Origin of the sequence: Acinetobacter sp. WC-323 (assembly GCF_000314615.1) — a bacterium.
Classification (GTDB): domain Bacteria; phylum Pseudomonadota; class Gammaproteobacteria; order Pseudomonadales; family Moraxellaceae; genus Acinetobacter; species Acinetobacter courvalinii.
This window is the reverse complement of sequence record NZ_AMZS01000035.1, coordinates 217,886-238,922: the sequence shown is the minus strand read 5'-3', so window position 1 is coordinate 238,922 and position 21,037 is coordinate 217,886. Positions and strand designations below refer to the sequence as shown.

Genomic DNA, 21,037 nt, shown 5'->3' with positions numbered 1-21,037 from the left:
GGCCACCGGATCGGCAATACAAGGTATGCACGTGAAATTTCTCCTCTCTCTCTTTACGTTGTTCAGTCTCATCTGTGCAAATCTCGCCCATGCAAACTTGCTTAACATTGCACCTGAAACAGTTGAAGCTGAAGCATGGTCCATCATCGATGCCCAGTCTGGACAAATCATTGCTGAACACAACAGTCATGTACAACGCGCCCCAGCTTCACTCACCAAAATGATGGTGGCTTATATCGCGTTAAAAGATATTGAGGCTGGTAAATTACGTAAAGAAGATGTTCTGACTGCAACACCTGTGGTCAGTACGGTGATGTGGGATGAATCACAAATGTATTTAAAAGCAGGTGAACAGATTTCTGTTGATCAGCTTTTAGCAGGTCTGATCGTGATGTCTGCCAATGATGCTGCGGTAACGCTTGCTGAAAAAATTTCTGGCAGCGTGCCACAATTCGTCGCGCGGATGAATCAGGAAGCCCAGGCATTGGGCATGAAGGATACCCATTTCAGCAATCCTGCCGGGATCACCATGACCGATCATTATTCAACAGCGGCTGATCTCAGCCTGTTAGCCAAAGCCATTGTGAAAGAAACGCCTGAATATCTGTATTATTCTAAAATGCCGAGCTTTAGCTACAATCAACGTTTCCACCATGCCACTAACCTTGCCCTGAAAATGGACCCTACCTCAGATGGTCTTAAAACAGGTTATACCAAGGCCGCAGGTTATAACCTTGCCCTGACAGCAGAACGTCCAACATTTAATCCGCATGTTGATAAACGTCGTCTGATTGTGGTGGTACTGGGAACGCCAAGTGCAGTCAAACGCGCGGAAGTAGCACATAAGTTAATGAACTTGGCCTATACCTATACCCGTGATGAGGAAGTGATTCCAAAACAAAAACTGATTGCGGAATTGCCTGTGATTAAATCGAGCTTAAAAATGTTTAAGGTCGAAACGCAGCAACCGACCATCGTCACCACATCGTTATACGGTCAGGCAACACCCATCGACTTAAATACTTTTGATCTACTCACCCAACGCATTCATCTAACCGATGCCAATCAGCAAGTGACGACGGTTGAACCGTTACAAACCACCAATACCCGTATCAATATTGAATTGAATGAACAGCATTTGACTGCACCTTTGACACAGGCCATGAATCTGGCGACGGTTTCGATTTACCAGAATAACCAGTTGATTCGCAGCTTACAGATTGAAAATGATGTGCAGATTGAAGAAGCCAATATTTTTCAGAAAATTATGCTCTGGTTCTCTAACCTGTTTTCATTCTTTTCGACCAGCGATAGCAAAACTGCCAAACTTTATCCTTTAAATCAAGGGTAAAAAACCAACTTTTTTTATCAAGATTAAACATACATTATTGAAAAAAGGATGGCATAATCCAGCCATCCTTTCACAAAAATAATTAGGTTAATCATGAGCAAAACCTTACATCATATCGTGATTGTGGGCGGTGGCGCAGGTGGTTTGGAACTTGCGACACAGCTAGGTGAACGTTTTGGCAGACGAGAGAAAGCCAGAATTACCCTAGTCGATCAAAATCTCACACACATATGGAAACCGCTCCTCCACGAAATTGCAGCCGGCTCGCTAAACCCTCACGAAGAACAAACCAATTATTTTGCCCATGCAGAAAAACATCATTTTGAGTTCGTGCTCGGCACACTTGTTGATGTAAATAAAGATCAAAAACAAATTACCCTTTCTCCCCCGCAGCTTTCTAAAGAACATACGCCGCAGATTCAAACCCTCAGCTACGACACGCTCGTCTTGGCAGTCGGTTCTGTGTCCAATGACTTTGGTACCGAAGGTGTACGTGAACACTGTCATTTTCTGGATAGCCGTCAACAAGCCGATATTTTCCAGCAGGATTTATTTCACCTCTATATCGAGGCACAAAATCAGTCAAATGAACGGGCCTTGAATATTGGCATCGTCGGTGCGGGCGCAACGGGGGTGGAACTGGCAGCAGAACTGATTGAAACCACCAAGAACTTCTATCGCTATGGATTAAAGAAAATTAATCCGAAGCAAGTCAAAATTACCCTCATTGAAGCCTCTGACCGTATCTTGCCTGCCCTGAATGAAAAAACGGCAGCGCATAGTGCCAAGCAGCTCAAGAAAATGGGGATTGAAATTCTGACTCAGCATAAAGTCCAGAAAGTCGAAGAAACCCAAGTCTACTTCAGTAATGGTAATGTCATTCACTCCGATATTACGGTGTGGGCCGCAGGTGTCAAAGCGCCGAAAGTTCTCGAGTCTTTGACTGATTTTAAACGGGACAAGATCAATCGCCTGATGGTGTACGCCACCCTGCAAACTTATTCTGATCCGAATGTATTTGCGTTTGGCGATTGTGCCAACTGTCAGTTAGATGCCCGCCAGCCGCCGTTAGGCCCGCGTGCACAGGTAGCGAGTCAGCAAGCAACCTTTCTCGTCGATGCAATGGCCGCACGTTTATCGGGTTCTCCACAACCGATGTTTACCTTTAATGACAAAGGTTCACTGGTTTCACTGAGTCGTAATCAGGCGGTAGGAGAATTGTTAGGTGATGTCAGCGTACAAGGTTTCATTGCCAAAACCATGTATGTTTCACTTTATCGGATGCATCAGGCCAATATTCATGGTTATACCCAAGCGGGCATGTTGACCATGAAAGATTTCCTGACGCGTCGTGTCCGTCCAAAAATTAAACTGTATTGAGTTGAAATTTGATATTTCGTCTCAATATTTAACTAAATCGTTTCAAAAAGTGGAAAATAGTCAACAAAAGCTGTTTTTCACTTTATGATATACAGTTAAAACTATTGATGACATGGATTTAAAACATGACTGCTATTGCAAATAACCACGTGGTTTCATTCCACTACACTTTAACAAACGCTGAGGGTGAAACACTTGATCAATCTCAAGGTGAACCACTTGCATATTTGCACGGCGCGGGCAACATCATTCCTGGTTTAGAAAATGCACTTACAGGTAAAACTGTAGGCGAAAAATTCACTGTAAACGTTCCAGCTGCTGAAGGTTATGGCGAATATAACCCTGAACTTGTTCAAGAAGTTCCGGCGCAAATGTTCCAAGGCGTGGACAACATCCAGCCTGGTATGCAATTCCAAGCACAAACTGATGACGGCGTTCAAATCGTAACTGTTAAAGCGATTGAAGGCGACAACATCATCGTTGATGCAAACTTCCCGCTTGCTGGTCAAGACCTTACTTTCGAAGTAGAAATCGTTGAAATCCGTGATGCTTCTCAAGAAGAATTAGATCACGGTCACGTTCACGGTGCAGGTGGTCACCACCACTAATTCATTTTTGAATTAGATGAAAAAAGCAAAGCTTCGGCTTTGCTTTTTTATTGGCCCTACTTTTATAAAATCAAAAAATCGCTTATGGTCATGTCAATTTCTTTAAAATAAACAGAATTATGTCGAATGCTTATCAACTGCTCTGGTTTCGTCAGGACTTGAGAATTCAGGATCATGCTGCGCTCTGGCATGCGACTCAGGCTGGCCCTACCATCGCACTTGTGATTTTATCGCCTGAACAGTGGCAATTACACGATGATGCCCCGATTAAAATTGACTTTTATCTTCGACAACTGCAAAGCTTAAAACACCAACTTGCAAGTCTGAATATACCCCTACTGGTTCACAGCATTTCGCTCTGGAAAGATATACCTGAGTATTTCGCAACGCTCATACAGCAACTGCCGATTCAACATGTATATGCCAATATTGAATTGGGTGTAAATGAATTAAAACGCGATCAGGCTGTACAGAAACTTTTAAATCAGCAAGACAAGGAACTGACACTTTTTCATGATCGTACCCTGTTTCCTGTTGGCTCGATTCGTAACCAGTCCAATCTGCCTTATCAAGTATTTGGTGCGTTTAAAAAGACCTGTTATCAGCGTTTACAGCCTGCTCTACCACAATGTTATCCAATACCAGCTCCTCAACAAGCGATAACCGATTTAAAGCTGATCTCATCAACCGATATCAAGTCACTACAACTCGAATATCAAAAACACATCCAGCACCCCCATGATCACGAATGGCAGGTCGGCGAAGCCTATGCCTTGCAACAACTCGACCAGTTTATTGAGGAACAGCTCAGTGACTACAAAATTGCACGCGATTTCCCTGCACGCGCGGGTACCAGTCAGCTTTCGGCTTATTTAAATATCGGCATCATTTCGATACGCCAGTGTCTGCAAGCCCTGTTCAGAGCACAGCAAGGCCATTTTGATATTCAATCCGATGCCCAGCAAAGCTGGCTGGATGAACTGTTATGGCGGGAATTTTATCAGCATATCCTGTTTGATTTTCCGCGTGTCTCACGGCATTTACCCTTTAAGCAATCAACGCAGAATATCCCATGGCGCGATGATCCCGTCGCTTTACAACAATGGCAGCAAGGTCAGACTGGCATTCCGATCGTTGATGCGGGTATGCGTCAAATGTTGGCAACTGGCTGGATGCATAATCGGGTACGGATGATTTGTGCCATGTTTCTGAGCAAAAACCTGCTGATTGACTGGCGTAAAGGTGAGCAATGGTTTATGCAGCATCTGGTGGATGGCGATCTGGCAGCCAACAACGGTGGTTGGCAATGGTGTGCTTCAACCGGTACAGATTCCGTCCCTTATTTCCGTATCTTTAACCCGGTGAGCCAATCACAGAAGTTTGATCCTGAGGGTGAGTATATTCGGAAATGGCTGCCCGAGCTGGCCCAACTTGATAAAAAAACCATCCATGAACCCTATGCAAAAAAGCACTCTTTGGCGCTGGATTATCCCCATCCCATCGTTGATTTAAAGCTCAGCCGTGCCCGTGCCATCGAGGTATTCAAAGCGCATTTATCCTAGTTACATAAAATAAATTTTATTTGAAATACAAAGCTTTTCTTCGTTCCTTTGAATAGACTATATTGTATGTTACTGTTTATAAAATTATTTTACACAATCCCTAACAGAAAATTTATCGTCATAGCCGTAAAATAATGATACCTTGATCACAAAATACATTTATTAAAACTAAAAATATTATGCAGAAAAATCCGGCTTCAGCACTCGTCTTGTGGATTATCTCAGCCCATGTTTTTATGGGCATCGTCGCGTATGAGTGGTTACCGGCAAGTTATCGTGGCAGTTGGGTTTTCCTGCTTATCCTGTTGATCGCCGGTGCCTTTGTAAATGTCGGTCTGGCCATCATTCTGGGATTAATTACCTTTATTGGCGTCGCTGTTTATTTCCTGCTTGACCTGGCCAATCAAACCTATGTGGAACGTCAACTGCTGTTGCTGTTTGTGCTGCCGATTACCCCGATTTTTTTAAGTGCCATTCGTCACAACATTCAGAATGCGCTCAAGACCTTCCGAGCCATTCAAAGTTATGATCGTAATTATCAACACGATATCTTGCCACTGACGGCCTTGAAACATTTTCAGGGCGAGTTAAAGAAGTTGCTTAAACTTACGCAGAAGGATCATTACAAGGTTATTACCACTCAGATCAATAACACGGTGCTGATCCGGGAAATGCTGGGTGAAGATATCTGGAAAGAAACGCAGAACAAGATCATGGCGATTCTTTCTACCGAGAGAGACAGCGTTATCTATCATTTTATCAATGAAGAGCTGAGCCAGATCAAAAGTATTGTCATTCATGAACCGGTGATTGAGGAAAATCAGGTCTATCCTGTATTTATCCAGCAACTTCAAGACATGTCGGTATTGAAGCTTAAAATTGAACAACACACTGAATATCTGCGCCCTCAAGATCAAGAGGTGCCTTAATGTCCGTATTGCTTAATATTTGTGGTTTGCTGGTGACCACCGCAAATTATCCAGATACCACCTTGCAACAGTTTTATCAGCAGTATTATCACTGCTCGATCCAGCCTGCACAAAATCAGCTCAACCCTCAGACCCAACTTCCCAGAACGATCGCAGGTTTTTTCCCGCAACCCTCGACCTGGTGGCCAGTGTTTACCTCCGATCAGGTGGAATCGGAAAGTTTTAAACAACTGATGGAGAAAGGGATCAAACCGGGCATCATCCTGCCCAATGAATATTTTAGCGCTGTTAAATATTATAAAATCAAAAAGGCTGTTAATGAGGGCGCGATTCCGGTCGCCTTCTATCAGATGCAACATTCCAAGTATTTTGCCGCCAAAGCCACCTTTTCAACGGCCCTTGGACTGCGGCCTCTCGCTGCCCTGATTGAAACAGGCTGGGATGAAAACCTGATTTCGCAACCCGCGGGCAGTTATCTGATTCAATCCGATAGCCCCAATGAACTTCGAATTCCTGCACGTAAAATTCAGCAGAATCAACATTATTTTTATCAGGTGATCAAGGATCCTTCACAAGCTTCCGGTTATCAGGTGGTGATCAATCCTCCAACCGACATGCCGGTAGATAATATTGAATATCCGCATCTGGGCATCTCCTGGGACATTAACAATATTCAATACACCAGTACCATCGACGGTGTAGAAACCAATATTTTTGGTTATTTACTGATTGCCTTGAGTACGGTCGTGATTCCGCTGGATTATATCTATTCCGCGCATTATCCAAGCCTGCTCAGCACCTTTGGTAGCTCTATTTCCTGGATTTCCTTACTGCTTGGCGGAGGACTACTGCTGATCCTGATCATTTCCATCATTCGCAGGAGAAGAATCAATGCCCGCAATTGATATTCTTTTTCTATTTGGTTTTCTGGGCATCTGGATTCCTCAGGCCTTCTGGGCATGGCTCAGTTATCAGGCCTGGAAATATTCTAAAAATGCTGCCAAAGAACTGGAAAACATGCCTGTGCCGGAGCATTGGCCAGTATTAAGCGTATTAATTCCCGCCTATAACGAAGGCGTGGTCATTGAAGATACCTTACATGCAATTGCACAACAGGATTATCCAGCGCATGCCTATGAAGTCTTACTGATCAATGACGGTTCTAAAGACAATACTTTAGAAATTGCCGAGCGTATGGCAGCGATTTATCCCTGCATTAAAATCGTCAATGTCCCCAAAGGCATGGGCGGTAAAGGCAAATCCCGCACCTTGAATAATGGCCTGCCGCATGCCAAAGGTGAATTAATCGTGGTCTATGATGCAGATAGTACCCCTGAGCCGGACTGTGTACGTTTATTGGCACAGACCTTATTGGCAGATAAAAAACTGGTTGCCGTCAACGGTAAAGTACGTACCCGTAACTGGCGTGACAGTATCCTGACCCGATTCATTGCCATTGAATTTATCTTCTTTCAATGGATTTTTCAGGGAGGACGCTGGCAACGTTTCGAACTTTCTACCCTGATGGGAACCAATTATGTGATCTGGCGGGATGCGCTGGAAACCCTGGGTGGATTTGATGAAAAATCTCTGGTCGATGATACCGAAATGAGTTTCCGGATTTTTTTGGGTCAACGTCGGATTAAATGGGTACCCTACGCCGTCGGCTGGCAGCAAGATCCGCCATCCTTAAGTGTCTTTGTCAAGCAACGCTCGCGTTGGACCCAAGGAAACTTCTATGTCACCAGCAAATATTTACCGATTGCGCTAAGAAAACCGTTCCCGATCGGAATCGAAATTTTTAACAATATTATGTGTTATGTCCTGTTTGTGCCCGCCCTGATCTGGAGTCACATTACTTTAACCCTCGGTTTACTGGGTATTGCCGGGATTACCGTTCCCGGCCCGTTTACCCTGCTTTGGGGCTTATCGTTCTGTCTGTATGTCGCACAAATGTGGTTTACCCTATCTCTGGAAAGAGCTCAACCTCAACTCTATTTCTTCTCGGTTTTATCGTATATCACCTATTCACAGGTGTTTCTGTTTATCGTGTTCAAAGCGGCCTATGACATGCTGAAAAATAAGATACAGGGAAACTCACTACAATGGTACAAAACTGAGCGCAGCAAGGAGAAAAAATAAATGAAAAAGAAGCCATTACATCAACAAATTTTTAAAATACTGGTCGCAAGTGCCGCGATCTCCTTGCCGGGGTTAAGCTTCGCCGACACGATAAACACCTGGACGTTTGATAATATCAATACCTCCAACAAGTACACCATTGAACCGCATTTCTTTTATGTGGGCAAAGGCTCGGAGTGGCAGAACATTCAGTTTAGTAGTGAATATTCGACCGAACATTTCACCACTTTGCTGGTGAAATATGATGACAAGCTGATTTATAACACTACCTTGAATGGTGATGGGACGCTGAACTTTAATATTCCAGCGACCAAGAGTGGCTTTCACCGTCTAGATTTCATCTTGCAACAATATTCGCCACCGACCTCGCCTGCAGCTGATCGAACCACCTTCTGTAGTGAAGATGTGGATCAGGTCACCTATCTCAGCAACTCCAAGATTGATTATTCCCGCCACCGACCAATTTACCGTTTAAAAGATTTACCCGATGCCCTATTTAACCCGCAGGTGGTCCGTCCCACACCTTTTGTCGGGGTATTAAAATACAATCAGGCCAATCTCAATGAAGCCTCGATGCTGGGGCGTTTAATCAGTGCCTGGAGCTCAGTTACTCCGATCCAGTGGTATGGACAAAATGCGCCAGAGAATCAGCCAGCTAACTTTTTTATTGAAATTGCAAAGTCTGCAACGCCTTTGCCGAATGGCACTCTGGTACAGATCAGTGCCGAGAATGATGTCCCGACTTTACGTATTCAATATGACAATCCAGAAAAACTGGTCTCTGCCATCAATGGCCTATTAAATCCAAGTTATTTACAGCAACTGGATACCTCTTCCACGACGCTACCTAATAAGCTGGCCGCACCGCCTTGGGCCAGAATTAAACAGATCAAGACCCTTGCCGATTTAGGCATCAGCGATTTCCGACTCAATCAGGCAGAAAAGAACCTGTTCTTAAACTTCCCTGCGGTTTGGCAACCCACAGATATTTTGCAAGGACAAATCGCCTTGCGCGTGCAGAGTGGTTTACTAGAGGGCTCAAATATTACCACCTGGATTGATGGCGGTCTGGCCGGTAGCTTAAAAACTGCTGAACTGGATTCAGATCCGGTCAACCGGCAATTTAACTATTTTGCCAAAACCATTTCTAATAATACCAATTTCAGCATGAAGCTGGAAAACTCGGTGATTGTAAACTCGCAATGTTTGCCTTCAGCCAAAGGCTCACTCTGGATTGATACACAAAAATCGACCGTAAAACTGCCGCATAAAATCAAAAACGGTGTCGCTTCGCTTTCGATGAGTTTTGCCACCCATCCTACCATTGCGATTGATGGCAATTCAGGCAGTCTGGAAATTGCCATGAGCATGAGTCAGGTGGCGAAAAAGATGCTGATGACCAATGATCCGATTCCATTAAATCTGGTCAAGTTTGATCCAGCCAAACCAGAGCTTCTCAATGTACAGGTCAACCCGAATATCTACCGTCAGCAAGTTTTGATGCATAAAGATATTCTGTACGCGCCCGCCACTGCACGCGGTTTTCTGGTCAGTTTCCATGAGCAACGTTTTGATGTGATCACCGACTCAATTGAGGGTGCGCAGAACTTCAGCAAGCTCTGGGATAAGATTCAAACCAACATCCCGAATAATGCCAGCAAAATATTGGTGGCAGAAAACGGACAAGTATTTATCTTACAAAAAATTATTGTCGGTAATCAGAAAGCGCCTCTGGTTCAGCAATCATCATTCTTTATCTTGGTGGTAATAATCTCTGCTATCATGATTCTGGCAATTTTGCTCTGGTACTGGCGTAAACGACCGCATGCTAAAAATAAGGCAGATTAAATCTAAACTTTTAAAAACGATTACGTTATCAGCCTTAATCAGTTTAGGAGGTTGCATGCATCTGTTTCAGGCAGATGTGCAGCCTCCCCAAATTGAGGGAATATTCTGGCAACCCGATCTGGCAACCGCTCCCCCCTCAGGCAACTGGAATTTACTTGGCGTTTCCACCTTTGTACCGCAATGGTCAACGGTGCAGTCCAAAGCCTGGTTCGATCATGATATGGGCTTTGAAAAGTGGGACAAAACACTTAACTTAAAACAGCTCAACCAGCAGCCGTGGTCTGAAAATATTATTTTGGGGCTAGCAGGCGAATATGATGAAAAACTTGCCCGCTCTAATGTGCTGCAACTAGCAGAAAGTTCCAAACAGATCATTGAGAAAACACAGTCCGTTCCTCTAAAAGGTTATTATTTTCCTGTTGAGGCCGATCCGACCTGGCTCGGTGTCGGTATGTTGGCACAGGCGATCAGTAGCTTGCCCAAACCGGTCTGGGTCAGTATCTACAGTGCTGAACAGTCCCCTGAACATCTGGATGTATGGCTAAAAAGCTGGTTACCGCACAATACCCATGTTTTTTTTCAAGATGGTGTCGGTGTCGGAACGCGTTCGCCCCAGCAAGCAAAAATCATTCTGGAAAATCTTCAGAAAGAGTTTGGTAAGGATAAGGTGGTGATTGTTTTGGAAGCTTTCCGTCCAGCAAAATCAGGCCAGTTCCGCTCAGCTTATCCGTGGGAAGTGGTGGAACAGCTTAAGGCCTATGAAGGACAGAAAGTGTATATTTTTGACGGTCCGCATTATATGAACCGTATTACTGTTTATATCGTGGCATTATGGTACAAACTGAAATACGGCTCTAGCGGATAACCCTATCTTACAAACGCGCGCGACTAGAAGCTCTTATAAAACACTAGTTCCGTGCGCGTATTGTTATAGCGATCCGTTCCATCAGCCAGCGCATCTTTGAAATAATGCCCGTATAAGCGCTCAACGCGTAGTTTTACCGGTACATAGTTAAATGGCTGCCAGGCAACACCTGCACCATATTCAAATAAGTTATTATAATTTTCACCTTCCGAATCCGCTAAAGTATGTAGCTTGCCGTAGGCCTGTACGGTACCCGCTTCTCCACGATAAAGATTAAAACCCGAACGTAATCTCAGATCGGCAATAACGTTATAGTCTTCTCGTGAGTAACTCGCGACATTACCGTATAAATCAGTAAAATAATCATTCCAGAGGGTACGTTGATCAACCGCTGGATTGGCATACCATTCCTGATAGCCAGTAACACCACCGACTACACTTTCACGGAACTTATCCCGATTACGATCAATCAGATCATAACTCCCGCCCACCTCTAAATAGGCACGCACAGGAATCGACTGCCACGGCTGATAATTTGCACCAACACCGACGGTTACCGCATTTTCATCAATAATCTCGGGACGTACCCCGCCTTTGGATTTGGTATCACGGTTCAGGTTTACAAAGCCATACACCTGTGCCCGACCATTATCCAGATTTTTCCCGTAGCGCATTTTCAATGGGAAAATGAAATCGTCATAACGCGATTCATAAGAAGGCGCAAAGTAGACATCTTTAAAGGTGGATGGGACGGCTGAAGCACTCAGATTCTGGACTGCTTGCTGAGCCTTGCTCGCCATTTCCGGATCAGATGAAGCCGATAAATCTTTAAAGATCACCAAGGCTTCTTTATTTCTTTTTTGCTGATTGAGTAAATAGGCTTCCTGTAGTTTCAGCTGTTCATCCTGCGGTGCAAGCTGCTCGGCTTTACGTACACTCTGGATGGCTTCATTTTGCTTGTTCAAACGGATTTGCAGATAGGTCAGGCTTTTCCAGACTTTAAGGTCTTGTGGGGTCAGCTGTCCCAATTCAAGCAGGATTTTTTCAGCTTCTTCCGGCTGGCTTTGTTCAAGCTTGTAAAACTTGTCCCAACGGTCATAAATCGGATTGCCGGGTTTATAGGCCGCATCCCCTTCCTTCACAAATTCAGGCTCGGCACTCAGTACCTGTTGTACAGGCAAGATTAGCCCCAAAATGAATAGTGTATGACTCAGCAGCTTATTTTTGGAATTATTCATCGCAAATCTCAACTAAAAATACTCACAACAGGGCCTATGGCAAAAAGGGCTTATTCGCATTTAAAATGTTAAATTGTTCACATATGATAACCAAATCATCGTTATGCTATCGTTAAAATAAGTTAATTTATAATAGATTAAGTTTATGAAACAACAATAGAATTTTATAGACAATTGAGCCCTTATAAAACCAGGCCTGAACAGATTAAATAAATTTAAACGAGTAGAATAATGTCTTTTTCACATCATGCAGAACCTCATGTCATGCAACGCTCAGGCTGGCTGCGTGCGGCTGTACTCGGCGCCAATGATGGCATCATTTCGGTGACCAGCCTGATTATGGGGGTGGCAGCCAGTGGTGCCAGCTCGCATACCTTATTGATCACCTGTATCGCGGGGCTGATCTCTGGTGCGACCTCTATGGCGGCAGGCGAATATATTTCAGTCAAGTCTCAGGAAGATATTGAAAAATCCGACCTGCGTTTTGAGGCCCGAGAACTGGAAAACAACCCGCATGCCGAACTCAAGGAACTGACCCAGATTTATATCTCACGCGGTTTAAATCCGGAACTCGCACATGAAGTGGCCAGACAACTGACCGAACATGATGCGCTGGGTGCGCATGCACGGGATGAAATTGGCATCCATGAAAATACCGCCGCCAATCCCGTTCAGGCAGCGCTTTCTTCTGCCGCATCGTTCTCTTGTGGTGCCGCCCTCCCCATGCTAGCGATCTTGCTCAGTCCAGACCGCTGGATTGCATCCGCTGTGTTAATTACCGGGATTATTGCATTGGCACTCTTGGGTGCATTGTCCAGTTACTTTGCCCGCACTTCCCTGCTGAAAGGCAGTCTGCGGATTAGCTTATGGGGCATGCTGGCCATGGCATTTTCCAGCTGGGTCGGTTCCCTGTTTAATGTCACCCCGATTTAAACCGAAGATGTTGACCTATTGAAAATAGTACCTATATTCAATAATTAAATAGCGATTATTATTTGCAAGCCTTTTTGTTTTTACGTTAAGGTGATTAAAAATGCAATGAGTCATTGATCATGTCGATTTTAGAATTATTAGAAATAAAACACCCGATTTTACTTGCGCCAATGGCTGGGGTTTCCACACCGGAACTTGCCGCTGAGGTATCGAATCAAGGTGCATTCGGCTCTTTAGGTCTGGGGGCCAATACCCCTGAAACAGCCAAAGCACAAATCTTGAAGACGCAAGAATTGACCGATCATCCCTTTCAGGTCAACTTCTTTTGCCATCAATCTGAACAGCTGGATTCTAAAATTGCCCGGCAATGGATTGATTATCTCCGTCCCCAATTTGAGAAATTCGCTGCAGAAGCGCCAACCGCACTTCACTGTATTTATCCAAGCTTTCTAGACAATGATGACTTCCTGAATGTGGTGCTGGAAACCCGTCCCAAGGCGGTCAGTTTTCACTTTGGTATTCCTCATCCGCATCAAATTCAGGCTTTGAAGCAAGCAGGTATCATCACCATGGTTTCCGCAACCAATTTACTTGAAGCTCAAGCGATTGAAGCAGCGGGGATTGATATTATTATTGCGCAAGGCATTGAGGCTGGTGGGCATCGCGGGATTTTCAATCAACATTTTGATGCTGCAATTAAAACCAGCGATCTGGTTCAACTGATTACCACACACTGCGATCGTCCAGTGATTGCCGCGGGCGGGATCATGAATGGCGAACAGGCCAAGGAAATGTTGAATCGTGGTGCGTCAGCAGTCCAGCTAGGGACCGCCTTTGTGCAGTGTAAAAGCTCCAGTGCCAATGCCGCCTATCGCAAAGCATTGTTCAATCAAAGTATTACCCAGATCAGCGCCAGTCTTTCCGGTCGTCCGGCACGTGGCTTGATTGGGACTTGGCATACCCAGATTGATACACCGAATCGTCCTGCAACCCCGCAATACCCATATACCTATGACTTGGCCAAGCAGTTGATGAGCATTGCCAGTGCTGAGCATGATTTCAGTTATGGCGCTTTTTGGGCTGGGAGTAATGTGGCACAAATCAGAGAGTTAGAGGCAGCCGATCTTGTCAATCAACTGGTGCTGGAAATAAAAACCAACTAAATTTCATGTATAAAAAAGCCGACCCATCAGGATCGGCTTTTTGCTTTTTCAGGTTATTTAATGGCTTCCAGCAAGGTCTGCTGGGCATTATGCGGCGCTTCACCTTCTACCGGTCGTGCACGTTCCCACACCCCGTCTCCTTGTAACAACCAGGCTTGCTGATTGTCTTTGAGATAGTTGAGTAAACCCTGCTGATAAATCCGCTTTTTCAAGGTCGGCTCTTCAATCGGGAAACAGGCTTCCACACGGTTAAACAGGTTACGGTCCATCCAGTCAGCACTTGAACCGTAAATACGCGGATTACCGTTATTACTGAAATAATAAACCCGGGTATGTTCAAGGAAACGCCCGACAATCGAACGCACACGAATATTTTCCGACAGATTCGGTAAACCTGGACGTAAACAGCAGATTGAACGAATGATCAGGTCGACCTGCACACCCGCTTGTGAGGCTTCATATAGTTTATTAATCAGCTGAACTTCGGTTAAGGCATTCACTTTAATAATGATCTGTGCAGGTTTGCCTTCCTTAGCGTTGGCAATTTCGTCATCGATATAATTAATCAACTGCGCATGTAAAGTGAATGGTGCATGCAGTAACTTTTTCGGCTTGGCCATTTTACCCATGCCGGTCAATTCCTGAAAAATACGATGCACATCTTCACACAGGTCTTTATCCGTGGTCATTAAACCATAGTCGGTATAGATACGGGCATTGGTTGCATGATAGTTGCCTGTACCTAAATGCACATAACGCACCAGTTTATTATTTTCACGGCGTACCACCAGAATCATTTTGGCATGGGTTTTATAACCAACGATGCCATACACCACCACGGCACCCGCTTCCTGCAACACATTGGCCACTTCGATATTGGATTCTTCATCAAAGCGGGCACGTAATTCAATGACCGCGGTGACTTCTTTCCCATTCCGTGCAGCTTCGGCAAGCACCTGCACGATTTCCGAGTCTGCACCACTACGATACAGGGTTTGCTTGATCGCCAGCACTTGCGGATCACGCGCAGCTTCACGCAACAGTTGAATTACTGGGGCGAAGGATTCAAAAGGATGGTGCAATAAAATGTCCTGCTTTTGCATGGCTGCAAAAATACTTTCCGACTTTTTAAAGGCTTTTGGAATCACAGGCGTATGCGAGTCATAACGCAAATGTGGACGTTTAAAGTTGGATAATAAACGTGCCAAGTTGACAGGGCCGTCAACGCGATACAACTGTTCTTCGTTCAGGTCAAACTCATCAAGCAGATATTCATAAATATGCTTTGGACAGTTATGGGTCACTTCCAGACGGACCGCACGACCAAAACGGCGTGAACTTAATTCACCTTTCAGCGCTTTTGCCAAATCTTCAACATCTTCGTTTAAGGCCAGATCGGCATTACGGGTGACACGGAACTGGTAGCAACCGGTTGCAGTCATGCCCGGGAACAGATCAGAAATATGTTCATGAATAATCGCCGAAAGCATCACGTGATGTTCTTTACCATCGGTCAATTCATCAGGCAAACGGACTACACGCGGTAATGAACGTGGCGCAGGTACAACAGCCAGATCAATTTGACGACCAAAAGCATCCTTCCCTTCCAGCGTGACAATAAAGTTCAGACTTTTATTGACCAGTCGCGGGAACGGATGGGCCGGGTCCAGACTGATAGGGGTAAGCACAGGTGCAACCTGCTCATGGAAATATTTTTTGATCCAGGCCGATTGTGCCGGTGTTAATTCACCACGACGCAGGAAGCAAATATCTTCTTTACGTAATTTCGGCAGGATTTCTTCATTTAATATGCGGTACTGACGTTCGATCGCGGCATGCGTGGTTTTAGAAATCTGTTCCAGAACCTGCTTTGGGGTCAAGCCATCTGGCGTGCGGCTTTCATTGCCCAAGGTCAGTTGTTCCATCATGCCCGCAACACGGATCTCAAAGAATTCGTCCAGATTGCGTGAAAAGATCAAAAGGAAGTTCATCCGCTCTAATAATGGATGAAGTGGATCGACAGCCTGTTCCAGTACGCGTAGATGGAAATCGAGAATCGAAAGCTCACGATTGATATAACGATCGTTGTAACTATATTCTATTGGCGTTGTTGTCGTCACTGCAGTATTCATACCCAACCTTGTTGCTTTATCATTCATCAAGTGATGATTTAAGTATGCTGCAAAATTATGTCAATTTGGTAAAAAAGCCCAAAATATTGGGCTTTTTTTTAAAATTTGGTGAATTATTGCGGAAGTTGTATGCCATTCATATATTTTAGGATCACCCGCTTACGATATTGCAGCTTACGGTCATTGCGGTTGTCCTGATAATACTTTGGATTGGGCAACAGCGCGGCTAAAAATGCAGCCTGCTCCCGGGTTAAACTTTTAGAGCTTTTGCCATAATAAAACTGGGCTGCTGCCTCAACCCCATAGAGGTTTTGACCAAATTCAACCGAGTTCATATACACTTCCAGAATGCGTCGTTTTGACCACATCCGCTCCATCATCCAGGTGGCCACGGCTTCCTGACCTTTGCGAATAAAAGAACGTTTATTATACAAAAACAGGTTTTTTGCCAACTGTTGCGATACCGTTGAACCGCCTGCCACCAGTTCACCTTTTTCGCTATTGCGTTCCAGCGCAAACTGAATCCCTGCCCAGTCAAAGCCATGATGGTGAATAAACTTGGCATCCTCACCCGCTAAAATGGCGCGTTTAAAGTTATCACTGATATTGTCATAGTCACGCCATTCTTGCTTGATCGGTTTAAAGTCGGTCAAATAATCCCAACGCATAAACATAGTCGTATTAACTGGATGGGTGCGCCACCAGACCAGACTACTAAAAATCCACAGCTGGATCAGTAGAATGACGCCGATAATCAACATTACTGCGCGTGCTAAAAAGGCTTTCATTAAAGTGCATCACTCCATCATGCAATAAATTCATGCTAAGCTATTTTTTATATCAATCACTAGCCTAAACATATGACTGAAACGACTCCACCACAAATCAACCAAAAATTGCACATACAAACTTGGTGGTTTACTGCGTTATTAATCGCAGTTAATGTCGGATTATTTGGCTGGCAGATTCTTTCAGGGGTGAATATTACCGACCCTGCCCCTGTTGATGCAATCGCCTGGGGCGCAGATTTTACCCCGCTTACCTTTTCCGGGCAGGCGGAACGCTTATTTACCAGTATGTTTTTCCATTTTGGCCTGATCCATTTAATGTTAAATATGTGGGCACTGTATATCTTTGGCAGTGTGGCAGAACAATTATTTGGTCGCAGCTATTACATCGCTTTGTATGTGCTGGCTGGCCTGATGGGCAGTGTCCTGTCCAGTTATTTAAGTATTCGCGATGGCTACGCCCTGTTACAACATTTTGACCCGAAATTACTCCCGCATATCAGTGCAGGCGCTTCGGGTGCAGTAATGGGACTCGGTGCAGCACTTACGGTCATTTCCCTGTTTCCCCCTTTGCCCCAGCAACGCTTTTTGCTGGATAAAAAATCATTACTGATGGTGATGGGGATTAACCTTGTCTTCGGTTTCACCGTTTCAGGCATTAACAATGCCGCGCATATTGGCGGCATGCTGATGGGGGCATTACTGGCCGCAACCTGGTATTTCAGCCAGAAAACGCCAAGAAAAGCACTGGCTCAGGCCATTGCCATAATGATGGGCAGCTTACTGCTCTATGCATTCTACTTTTATTGCACCCAATTAAGCACAGGACTTACTCCACTGTGGCATGAAATCCTGCGTCAGAACCAGCTTACATTCTAAGACTGGTTCATTTCTCTTAAACTTTGTAAGGGCGGAATATCGCATAAGTAACTCAAACGATAGCGCCCGATCAGCGTACATACCACTAGCATGCTCAACGGTAGAATCAGCCAGATTTCCGCATGCCACTGAATCGCCATTTGCATCTTGTAACTGACAATCGCACTGATCACCTCTGCAAACAGACAGGCCACCACGCCCGCCAACAGACCGATAAAACCGATTTCCAGACTGAGCATGCGTTTTAATTTATACTTGGCGACACCAAAGGAACGCAATAAAGCCACCTCCTTACGGCGCTCATCCATCAGCACATTTAAACAGGCAATCAGTACCAGTACCCCCGATAAACCCACCAGCAAGGCCAGAACCGTGACAATCTGCACCAGAACATTGACCAGACGTTTCACCTCTTCTAGGATACGCCCGACATCAATAAACACCGTGTTGGAAAATTGCTGAATCAATTGCACCATTTTCGGCTGATCCGCTGGCGGCACATAGAAGCTGCCTAAATAACTGCCTGCGTTTTCATCCATGGTTTTCGGTGAAAAAATAAAGAAGAAATTCGGGCTAAAACTTTCCCATTCCACGCTCCGCAGATTGATGACGGTCGCATTCAGTGGCCCTTCGGGTAAGCTGAAACTGAGCTGATCGCCAATCTTGATCCCGAGTTCCGTGGCCAGTTTGGCTTCTACCGACACCTGCCCCGTCTGGGTAAAATCTGGATTGCCCTCAGTAATCAGATTATCTTTCGGATACACTGCGGCTTGGGTCAGATTCAGTTCACGACGCAACGAATTATTTTGCTTGACCAGTTCTGCTGCAAAAGGCTGACCATTTTTGGCCAGCAAACGGCCTCGAATATTCGGATAAAGCGGAGTGCTCGGCCATTGATTCTGCTCAAGCTGCTGTTTCAATTGCGGCATATCAAATGGCGGTAGGCCATAAACAAACTGGTTTGGTGTTCCTGCTGGCAATTGTTGCTGCCAACGCTGCAATAAATCTGTTCTTAAGACACTCAAGACCGTAATCAGGCTCAGCCCCAAAGCCAAAGCGGTAATCTGTAGCGTAGTTTGATGCGGAATCCGTACATAGGCAGAGATCGGATGCTTGAGCTGCTTGATTGCTTTTAACAGCAACCAGATCACGGCAAAAAGCACCGCACATAACATCAAGATCGCGGTCAACACCCATAGACTTAACTGCAAATTATCACTCAGCACCAGACTAAACATCACCAGACTGGCAATACCGACTGCAAACATGGCGATATACGATTTACGTGAACGCTCCTGCTGACGGATCACCCGAATCGGAGGGGTATTGAGTAACTCCCAGATACTGGGCAAGATAAAACCGATCAGCACCATCACACTGGTAAAAATGGCGACAGGCAAGGCAAACAGTAAATCAGCCAGTGCAAAGCTCAATTGTAATTGTGGAATCAGCTGCAACATCAACTGCAATAAACCATAACCTAAAGCAATCCCGATCAGACTGCCCAGCCCAATCGACAAAGCACTGACAATGCCAAGCAAGGCCAGATAAGCCAGCAAAATCTGTCTCTTACTCGCCCCCAGACAGCGCATCAGCGCAATATGATCCTGATTTTGTTGTACATAACGTTGACTGGTCAAGGCAATGGCAATACCACACAGCAAAATGGTTAACAAATTGGCAAGCTGTAAAAAGGTATCCAGATTTTCAATCGGTTTCATTAAGCGCGTATTGGATTGGCTGGCATCGCGTAACTTCAGCGAAGCCTGTTCACCCTGTTCCATCTGCTGCTCATCGGGCTGATCGAGCATCGCTTCAGGATGGGTCTGTTGCCTGAAGACTTGTTTAAAAGCCTTAACCTGTTCAGGCGGCCCTGCCATCAATAACCGATACTCAATCCGGCTGCCCACTTGCACGGCATGGGTTTTGGCAATATCGGCCTGATGAATCATCACTGTCGGCGAAAATCCGGAAAAGCCAAGCTCCTGATTAGCATCGTGTTCAATAATCCCGGTTACTTTAAACTGAGCATCCGCAATCGCAACCTGATCCCCTACTTTCGCCTGTAAAAGATCAGCGGCCCGCGGGCTCAACCAGACTTGTCCAGTTTGCAGGCCTTGTGACTTGGGCTGAATTTCAAGTTCACCGCGTAATGGGAAATGTGCATCAATCGCTTTGACATTGACCATCACAAACTGATCCGAGGTATGCGCCATCGAACTAAATACCGTCACCACTGCCTGTTGCAAACCCAGTTTTTGGGCTTGCTGTGACCATTCGGTCTGAATCGGGTCCTTATCGTAGAGCACCAGATCCGCAGCCAACATTTCAGCGGCCTGTAGGGTGACGGCATTTTGGACTTGGGTATTACTAAACTTGAGGGCTGTGGTCGCACTGATCGCTAAAGAAAGGGCAATGATTAATAAATACAAGCCTCCCGTACGAAAGCTTTGCAGTAAGAGAGGCTTAAGCACTGAACTCATAGGCCCTCTCCAAACTTGACGATGTCCTGAATCTGACCATCCGCCAGTTTGACATGACGTTGACATAAAGCAGCCAGATTCTGATCATGCGTCACCAGCACCAAGGTTGTTCCTAATTCTTTATTAAGCTCAAATAACAGCTGTTCAATTTCTTCAGCCGTTTGTCCATCCAGATTACCTGTCGGTTCATCGGCAAAAATAATTCTTGGTTCTGCAATCAAGGCACGTGCAATGGCTACGCGCTGCTGTTCCCCACCCGAGAGCACTTTCGGTGTTTGCTGGGCCTGACGTACTAGCCCAACCCGTTCTAACCAGGCCAATGCTTTTTGTTCTGCCTGCCTGAAATTAAAGTCAGGTTGTAAGCGTAAGGGCAACATGACATTTTCCAGTGCACTGAGTTGCGGCAATAGCTGAAAAGACTGAAATACAAAACCGATATTTTCCAGACGAACCTGCGCACGCTGTTCTTCCGACAAGCTATGCACCGCCTGTCCACACACCCATAACTCCCCTGCGCTGGGACGATCAAGCGTTGCCAGGATGCCCAATAAGGTTGATTTACCTGAACCTGAGCGACCGGTAATGGCAATCTGTTCGCCTGGATAAATCTCCAAATCGATCTCTTTTAAAATCGTTAAACTTTGCTGATTAATTTGAATCTTTTGTGTAACTTTTTGGGCAGAAATAATCGGTTGTGGCATGATGTCACGTATCCTTTAGGACAAATTTGAAGTGC

Annotated in this window: 17 protein-coding genes; 12 read left to right on the top strand and 5 right to left on the bottom strand. The window is 45.2% G+C overall.

Going from position 1 to position 21,037, the window contains the following annotated elements; genetic code table 11:
* Positions 1–31: 31 nt before the first annotated feature.
* The 9 genes from ACINWC323_RS11550 (at position 32) to ACINWC323_RS11590 (ending at position 10,685) form a co-directional block, all read left to right on the top strand.
* A complete protein-coding gene (locus ACINWC323_RS11550) occupies positions 32–1,351 on the top strand; it encodes a D-alanyl-D-alanine carboxypeptidase PBP6B (RefSeq protein ID WP_032881343.1) in 1,320 nt (439 codons plus the stop codon).
* Positions 1,352–1,444: 93 nt separating this feature from the next.
* A complete protein-coding gene (locus ACINWC323_RS11555) occupies positions 1,445–2,731 on the top strand; it encodes an NAD(P)/FAD-dependent oxidoreductase (protein WP_009511282.1) in 1,287 nt (428 codons plus the stop codon).
* A 125-nt stretch (positions 2,732–2,856) separates the two neighbouring features.
* Complete coding sequence (locus ACINWC323_RS11560; protein WP_004770302.1) at positions 2,857–3,339, top strand: FKBP-type peptidyl-prolyl cis-trans isomerase; 483 nt, start codon at positions 2,857–2,859, stop codon at positions 3,337–3,339.
* A 119-nt stretch (positions 3,340–3,458) separates the two neighbouring features.
* Entirely contained in the window at positions 3,459–4,901 is a 1,443-nt protein-coding gene (gene phrB / locus ACINWC323_RS11565; RefSeq protein WP_009510984.1) for a deoxyribodipyrimidine photo-lyase, read from the top strand.
* A gap of 179 nt (positions 4,902–5,080) precedes the next feature.
* A complete protein-coding gene (locus ACINWC323_RS11570; protein WP_005231782.1) occupies positions 5,081–5,830 on the top strand; it encodes a hypothetical protein in 750 nt (249 codons plus the stop codon).
* Positions 5,830–6,735, top strand: coding sequence for a hypothetical protein (locus ACINWC323_RS11575; protein ID WP_009510844.1), 906 nt, complete (start codon positions 5,830–5,832; stop codon positions 6,733–6,735). Before ACINWC323_RS11570 ends, ACINWC323_RS11575 begins: the two co-directional genes overlap by 1 nt.
* Entirely contained in the window at positions 6,722–7,972 is a 1,251-nt protein-coding gene (locus ACINWC323_RS11580) for a glycosyltransferase family 2 protein (RefSeq protein WP_005231784.1), read from the top strand. Before ACINWC323_RS11575 ends, ACINWC323_RS11580 begins: the two co-directional genes overlap by 14 nt.
* Entirely contained in the window at positions 7,973–9,820 is a 1,848-nt protein-coding gene (locus tag ACINWC323_RS11585) for a hypothetical protein (protein WP_009511157.1), read from the top strand. It abuts the gene before it with no gap.
* Entirely contained in the window at positions 9,798–10,685 is an 888-nt protein-coding gene (locus ACINWC323_RS11590) for an alpha-amylase family protein (RefSeq protein WP_171062177.1), read from the top strand. Before ACINWC323_RS11585 ends, ACINWC323_RS11590 begins: the two co-directional genes overlap by 23 nt.
* Before the next feature lie 23 nt (positions 10,686–10,708).
* Here ACINWC323_RS11590 and ACINWC323_RS11595 read toward each other — a convergent pair whose 3' ends face one another.
* Positions 10,709–11,923 carry a tetratricopeptide repeat protein gene (locus tag ACINWC323_RS11595; protein WP_009510909.1) on the bottom strand — a complete coding sequence of 405 codons (1,215 nt, stop codon included), beginning with the start codon at positions 11,921–11,923 and terminating at the stop codon, positions 10,709–10,711.
* 231 nt (positions 11,924–12,154) lie between these two features.
* Here ACINWC323_RS11595 and ACINWC323_RS11600 point away from each other — a divergent pair, with 231 nt between their 5' ends.
* Both ACINWC323_RS11600 and ACINWC323_RS11605 read left to right on the top strand, forming a co-directional pair.
* Positions 12,155–12,856 (top strand): VIT1/CCC1 transporter family protein, encoded by a 702-nt coding sequence (locus ACINWC323_RS11600; protein ID WP_009510771.1) that lies wholly within the window; start codon positions 12,155–12,157, stop codon positions 12,854–12,856.
* A gap of 119 nt (positions 12,857–12,975) precedes the next feature.
* Positions 12,976–14,019, top strand: a complete 1,044-nt coding sequence (locus ACINWC323_RS11605) for an NAD(P)H-dependent flavin oxidoreductase (protein ID WP_009511199.1) — start codon at positions 12,976–12,978, stop codon at positions 14,017–14,019.
* A 53-nt stretch (positions 14,020–14,072) separates the two neighbouring features.
* Here the strand turns inward: ACINWC323_RS11605 and ppk1 are convergent, their stop codons facing one another.
* Both ppk1 and mtgA read right to left on the bottom strand, forming a co-directional pair.
* Complete coding sequence (gene ppk1 / locus ACINWC323_RS11610; protein ID WP_005231793.1) at positions 14,073–16,151, bottom strand: polyphosphate kinase 1; 2,079 nt, start codon at positions 16,149–16,151, stop codon at positions 14,073–14,075.
* Positions 16,152–16,264: 113 nt separating this feature from the next.
* Entirely contained in the window at positions 16,265–16,939 is a 675-nt protein-coding gene (gene mtgA, locus ACINWC323_RS11615) for a monofunctional biosynthetic peptidoglycan transglycosylase (protein ID WP_009511161.1), read from the bottom strand.
* Positions 16,940–17,011: 72 nt separating this feature from the next.
* Between mtgA and ACINWC323_RS11620 the strand changes: the two genes are divergently transcribed.
* Positions 17,012–17,818 (top strand): rhomboid family intramembrane serine protease, encoded by an 807-nt coding sequence (locus tag ACINWC323_RS11620; protein ID WP_009510720.1) that lies wholly within the window; start codon positions 17,012–17,014, stop codon positions 17,816–17,818.
* On the opposite strand, the gene ACINWC323_RS11625 is transcribed toward ACINWC323_RS11620, so the two are convergent.
* Positions 17,815–20,301, bottom strand: coding sequence for an ABC transporter permease (locus ACINWC323_RS11625; protein ID WP_009510999.1), 2,487 nt, complete (start codon positions 20,299–20,301; stop codon positions 17,815–17,817). The genes ACINWC323_RS11620 and ACINWC323_RS11625 overlap by 4 nt on opposite strands.
* Entirely contained in the window at positions 20,298–21,002 is a 705-nt protein-coding gene (locus tag ACINWC323_RS11630; RefSeq protein ID WP_009511425.1) for an ABC transporter ATP-binding protein, read from the bottom strand. Before ACINWC323_RS11630 ends, ACINWC323_RS11625 begins: the two co-directional genes overlap by 4 nt.
* Between the last annotated feature and the right edge of the window lie 35 nt (positions 21,003–21,037).

Excerpts from the sequence above, each read along its gene's own strand:
- ACINWC323_RS11560 (WP_004770302.1), top strand. The coding sequence starts at position 2,857 with ATGACTGCTATTGCAAATAACCACGTGGTTTCATTCCACTACACTTTA.
- mtgA (WP_009511161.1), bottom strand. The coding sequence starts at position 16,939 with ATGAAAGCCTTTTTAGCACGCGCAGTAATGTTGATTATCGGCGTCATT.
- ACINWC323_RS11620 (WP_009510720.1), top strand. The coding sequence starts at position 17,012 with ATGACTGAAACGACTCCACCACAAATCAACCAAAAATTGCACATACAA.
- ACINWC323_RS11590 (WP_171062177.1), top strand. The coding sequence starts at position 9,798 with ATGCTAAAAATAAGGCAGATTAAATCTAAACTTTTAAAAACGATTACG.
- ppk1 (WP_005231793.1), bottom strand. The coding sequence starts at position 16,151 with ATGAATACTGCAGTGACGACAACAACGCCAATAGAATATAGTTACAAC.
- ACINWC323_RS11605 (WP_009511199.1), top strand. The coding sequence starts at position 12,976 with ATGTCGATTTTAGAATTATTAGAAATAAAACACCCGATTTTACTTGCG.
- ACINWC323_RS11575 (WP_009510844.1), top strand. The coding sequence starts at position 5,830 with ATGTCCGTATTGCTTAATATTTGTGGTTTGCTGGTGACCACCGCAAAT.
- ACINWC323_RS11580 (WP_005231784.1), top strand. The coding sequence starts at position 6,722 with ATGCCCGCAATTGATATTCTTTTTCTATTTGGTTTTCTGGGCATCTGG.
- ACINWC323_RS11595 (WP_009510909.1), bottom strand. The coding sequence starts at position 11,923 with ATGAATAATTCCAAAAATAAGCTGCTGAGTCATACACTATTCATTTTG.
- ACINWC323_RS11600 (WP_009510771.1), top strand. The coding sequence starts at position 12,155 with ATGTCTTTTTCACATCATGCAGAACCTCATGTCATGCAACGCTCAGGC.
- ACINWC323_RS11625 (WP_009510999.1), bottom strand. The coding sequence starts at position 20,301 with ATGAGTTCAGTGCTTAAGCCTCTCTTACTGCAAAGCTTTCGTACGGGA.
- ACINWC323_RS11585 (WP_009511157.1), top strand. The coding sequence starts at position 7,973 with ATGAAAAAGAAGCCATTACATCAACAAATTTTTAAAATACTGGTCGCA.
- ACINWC323_RS11570 (WP_005231782.1), top strand. The coding sequence starts at position 5,081 with ATGCAGAAAAATCCGGCTTCAGCACTCGTCTTGTGGATTATCTCAGCC.
- ACINWC323_RS11630 (WP_009511425.1), bottom strand. The coding sequence starts at position 21,002 with ATGCCACAACCGATTATTTCTGCCCAAAAAGTTACACAAAAGATTCAA.
- phrB (WP_009510984.1), top strand. The coding sequence starts at position 3,459 with ATGTCGAATGCTTATCAACTGCTCTGGTTTCGTCAGGACTTGAGAATT.
- ACINWC323_RS11555 (WP_009511282.1), top strand. The coding sequence starts at position 1,445 with ATGAGCAAAACCTTACATCATATCGTGATTGTGGGCGGTGGCGCAGGT.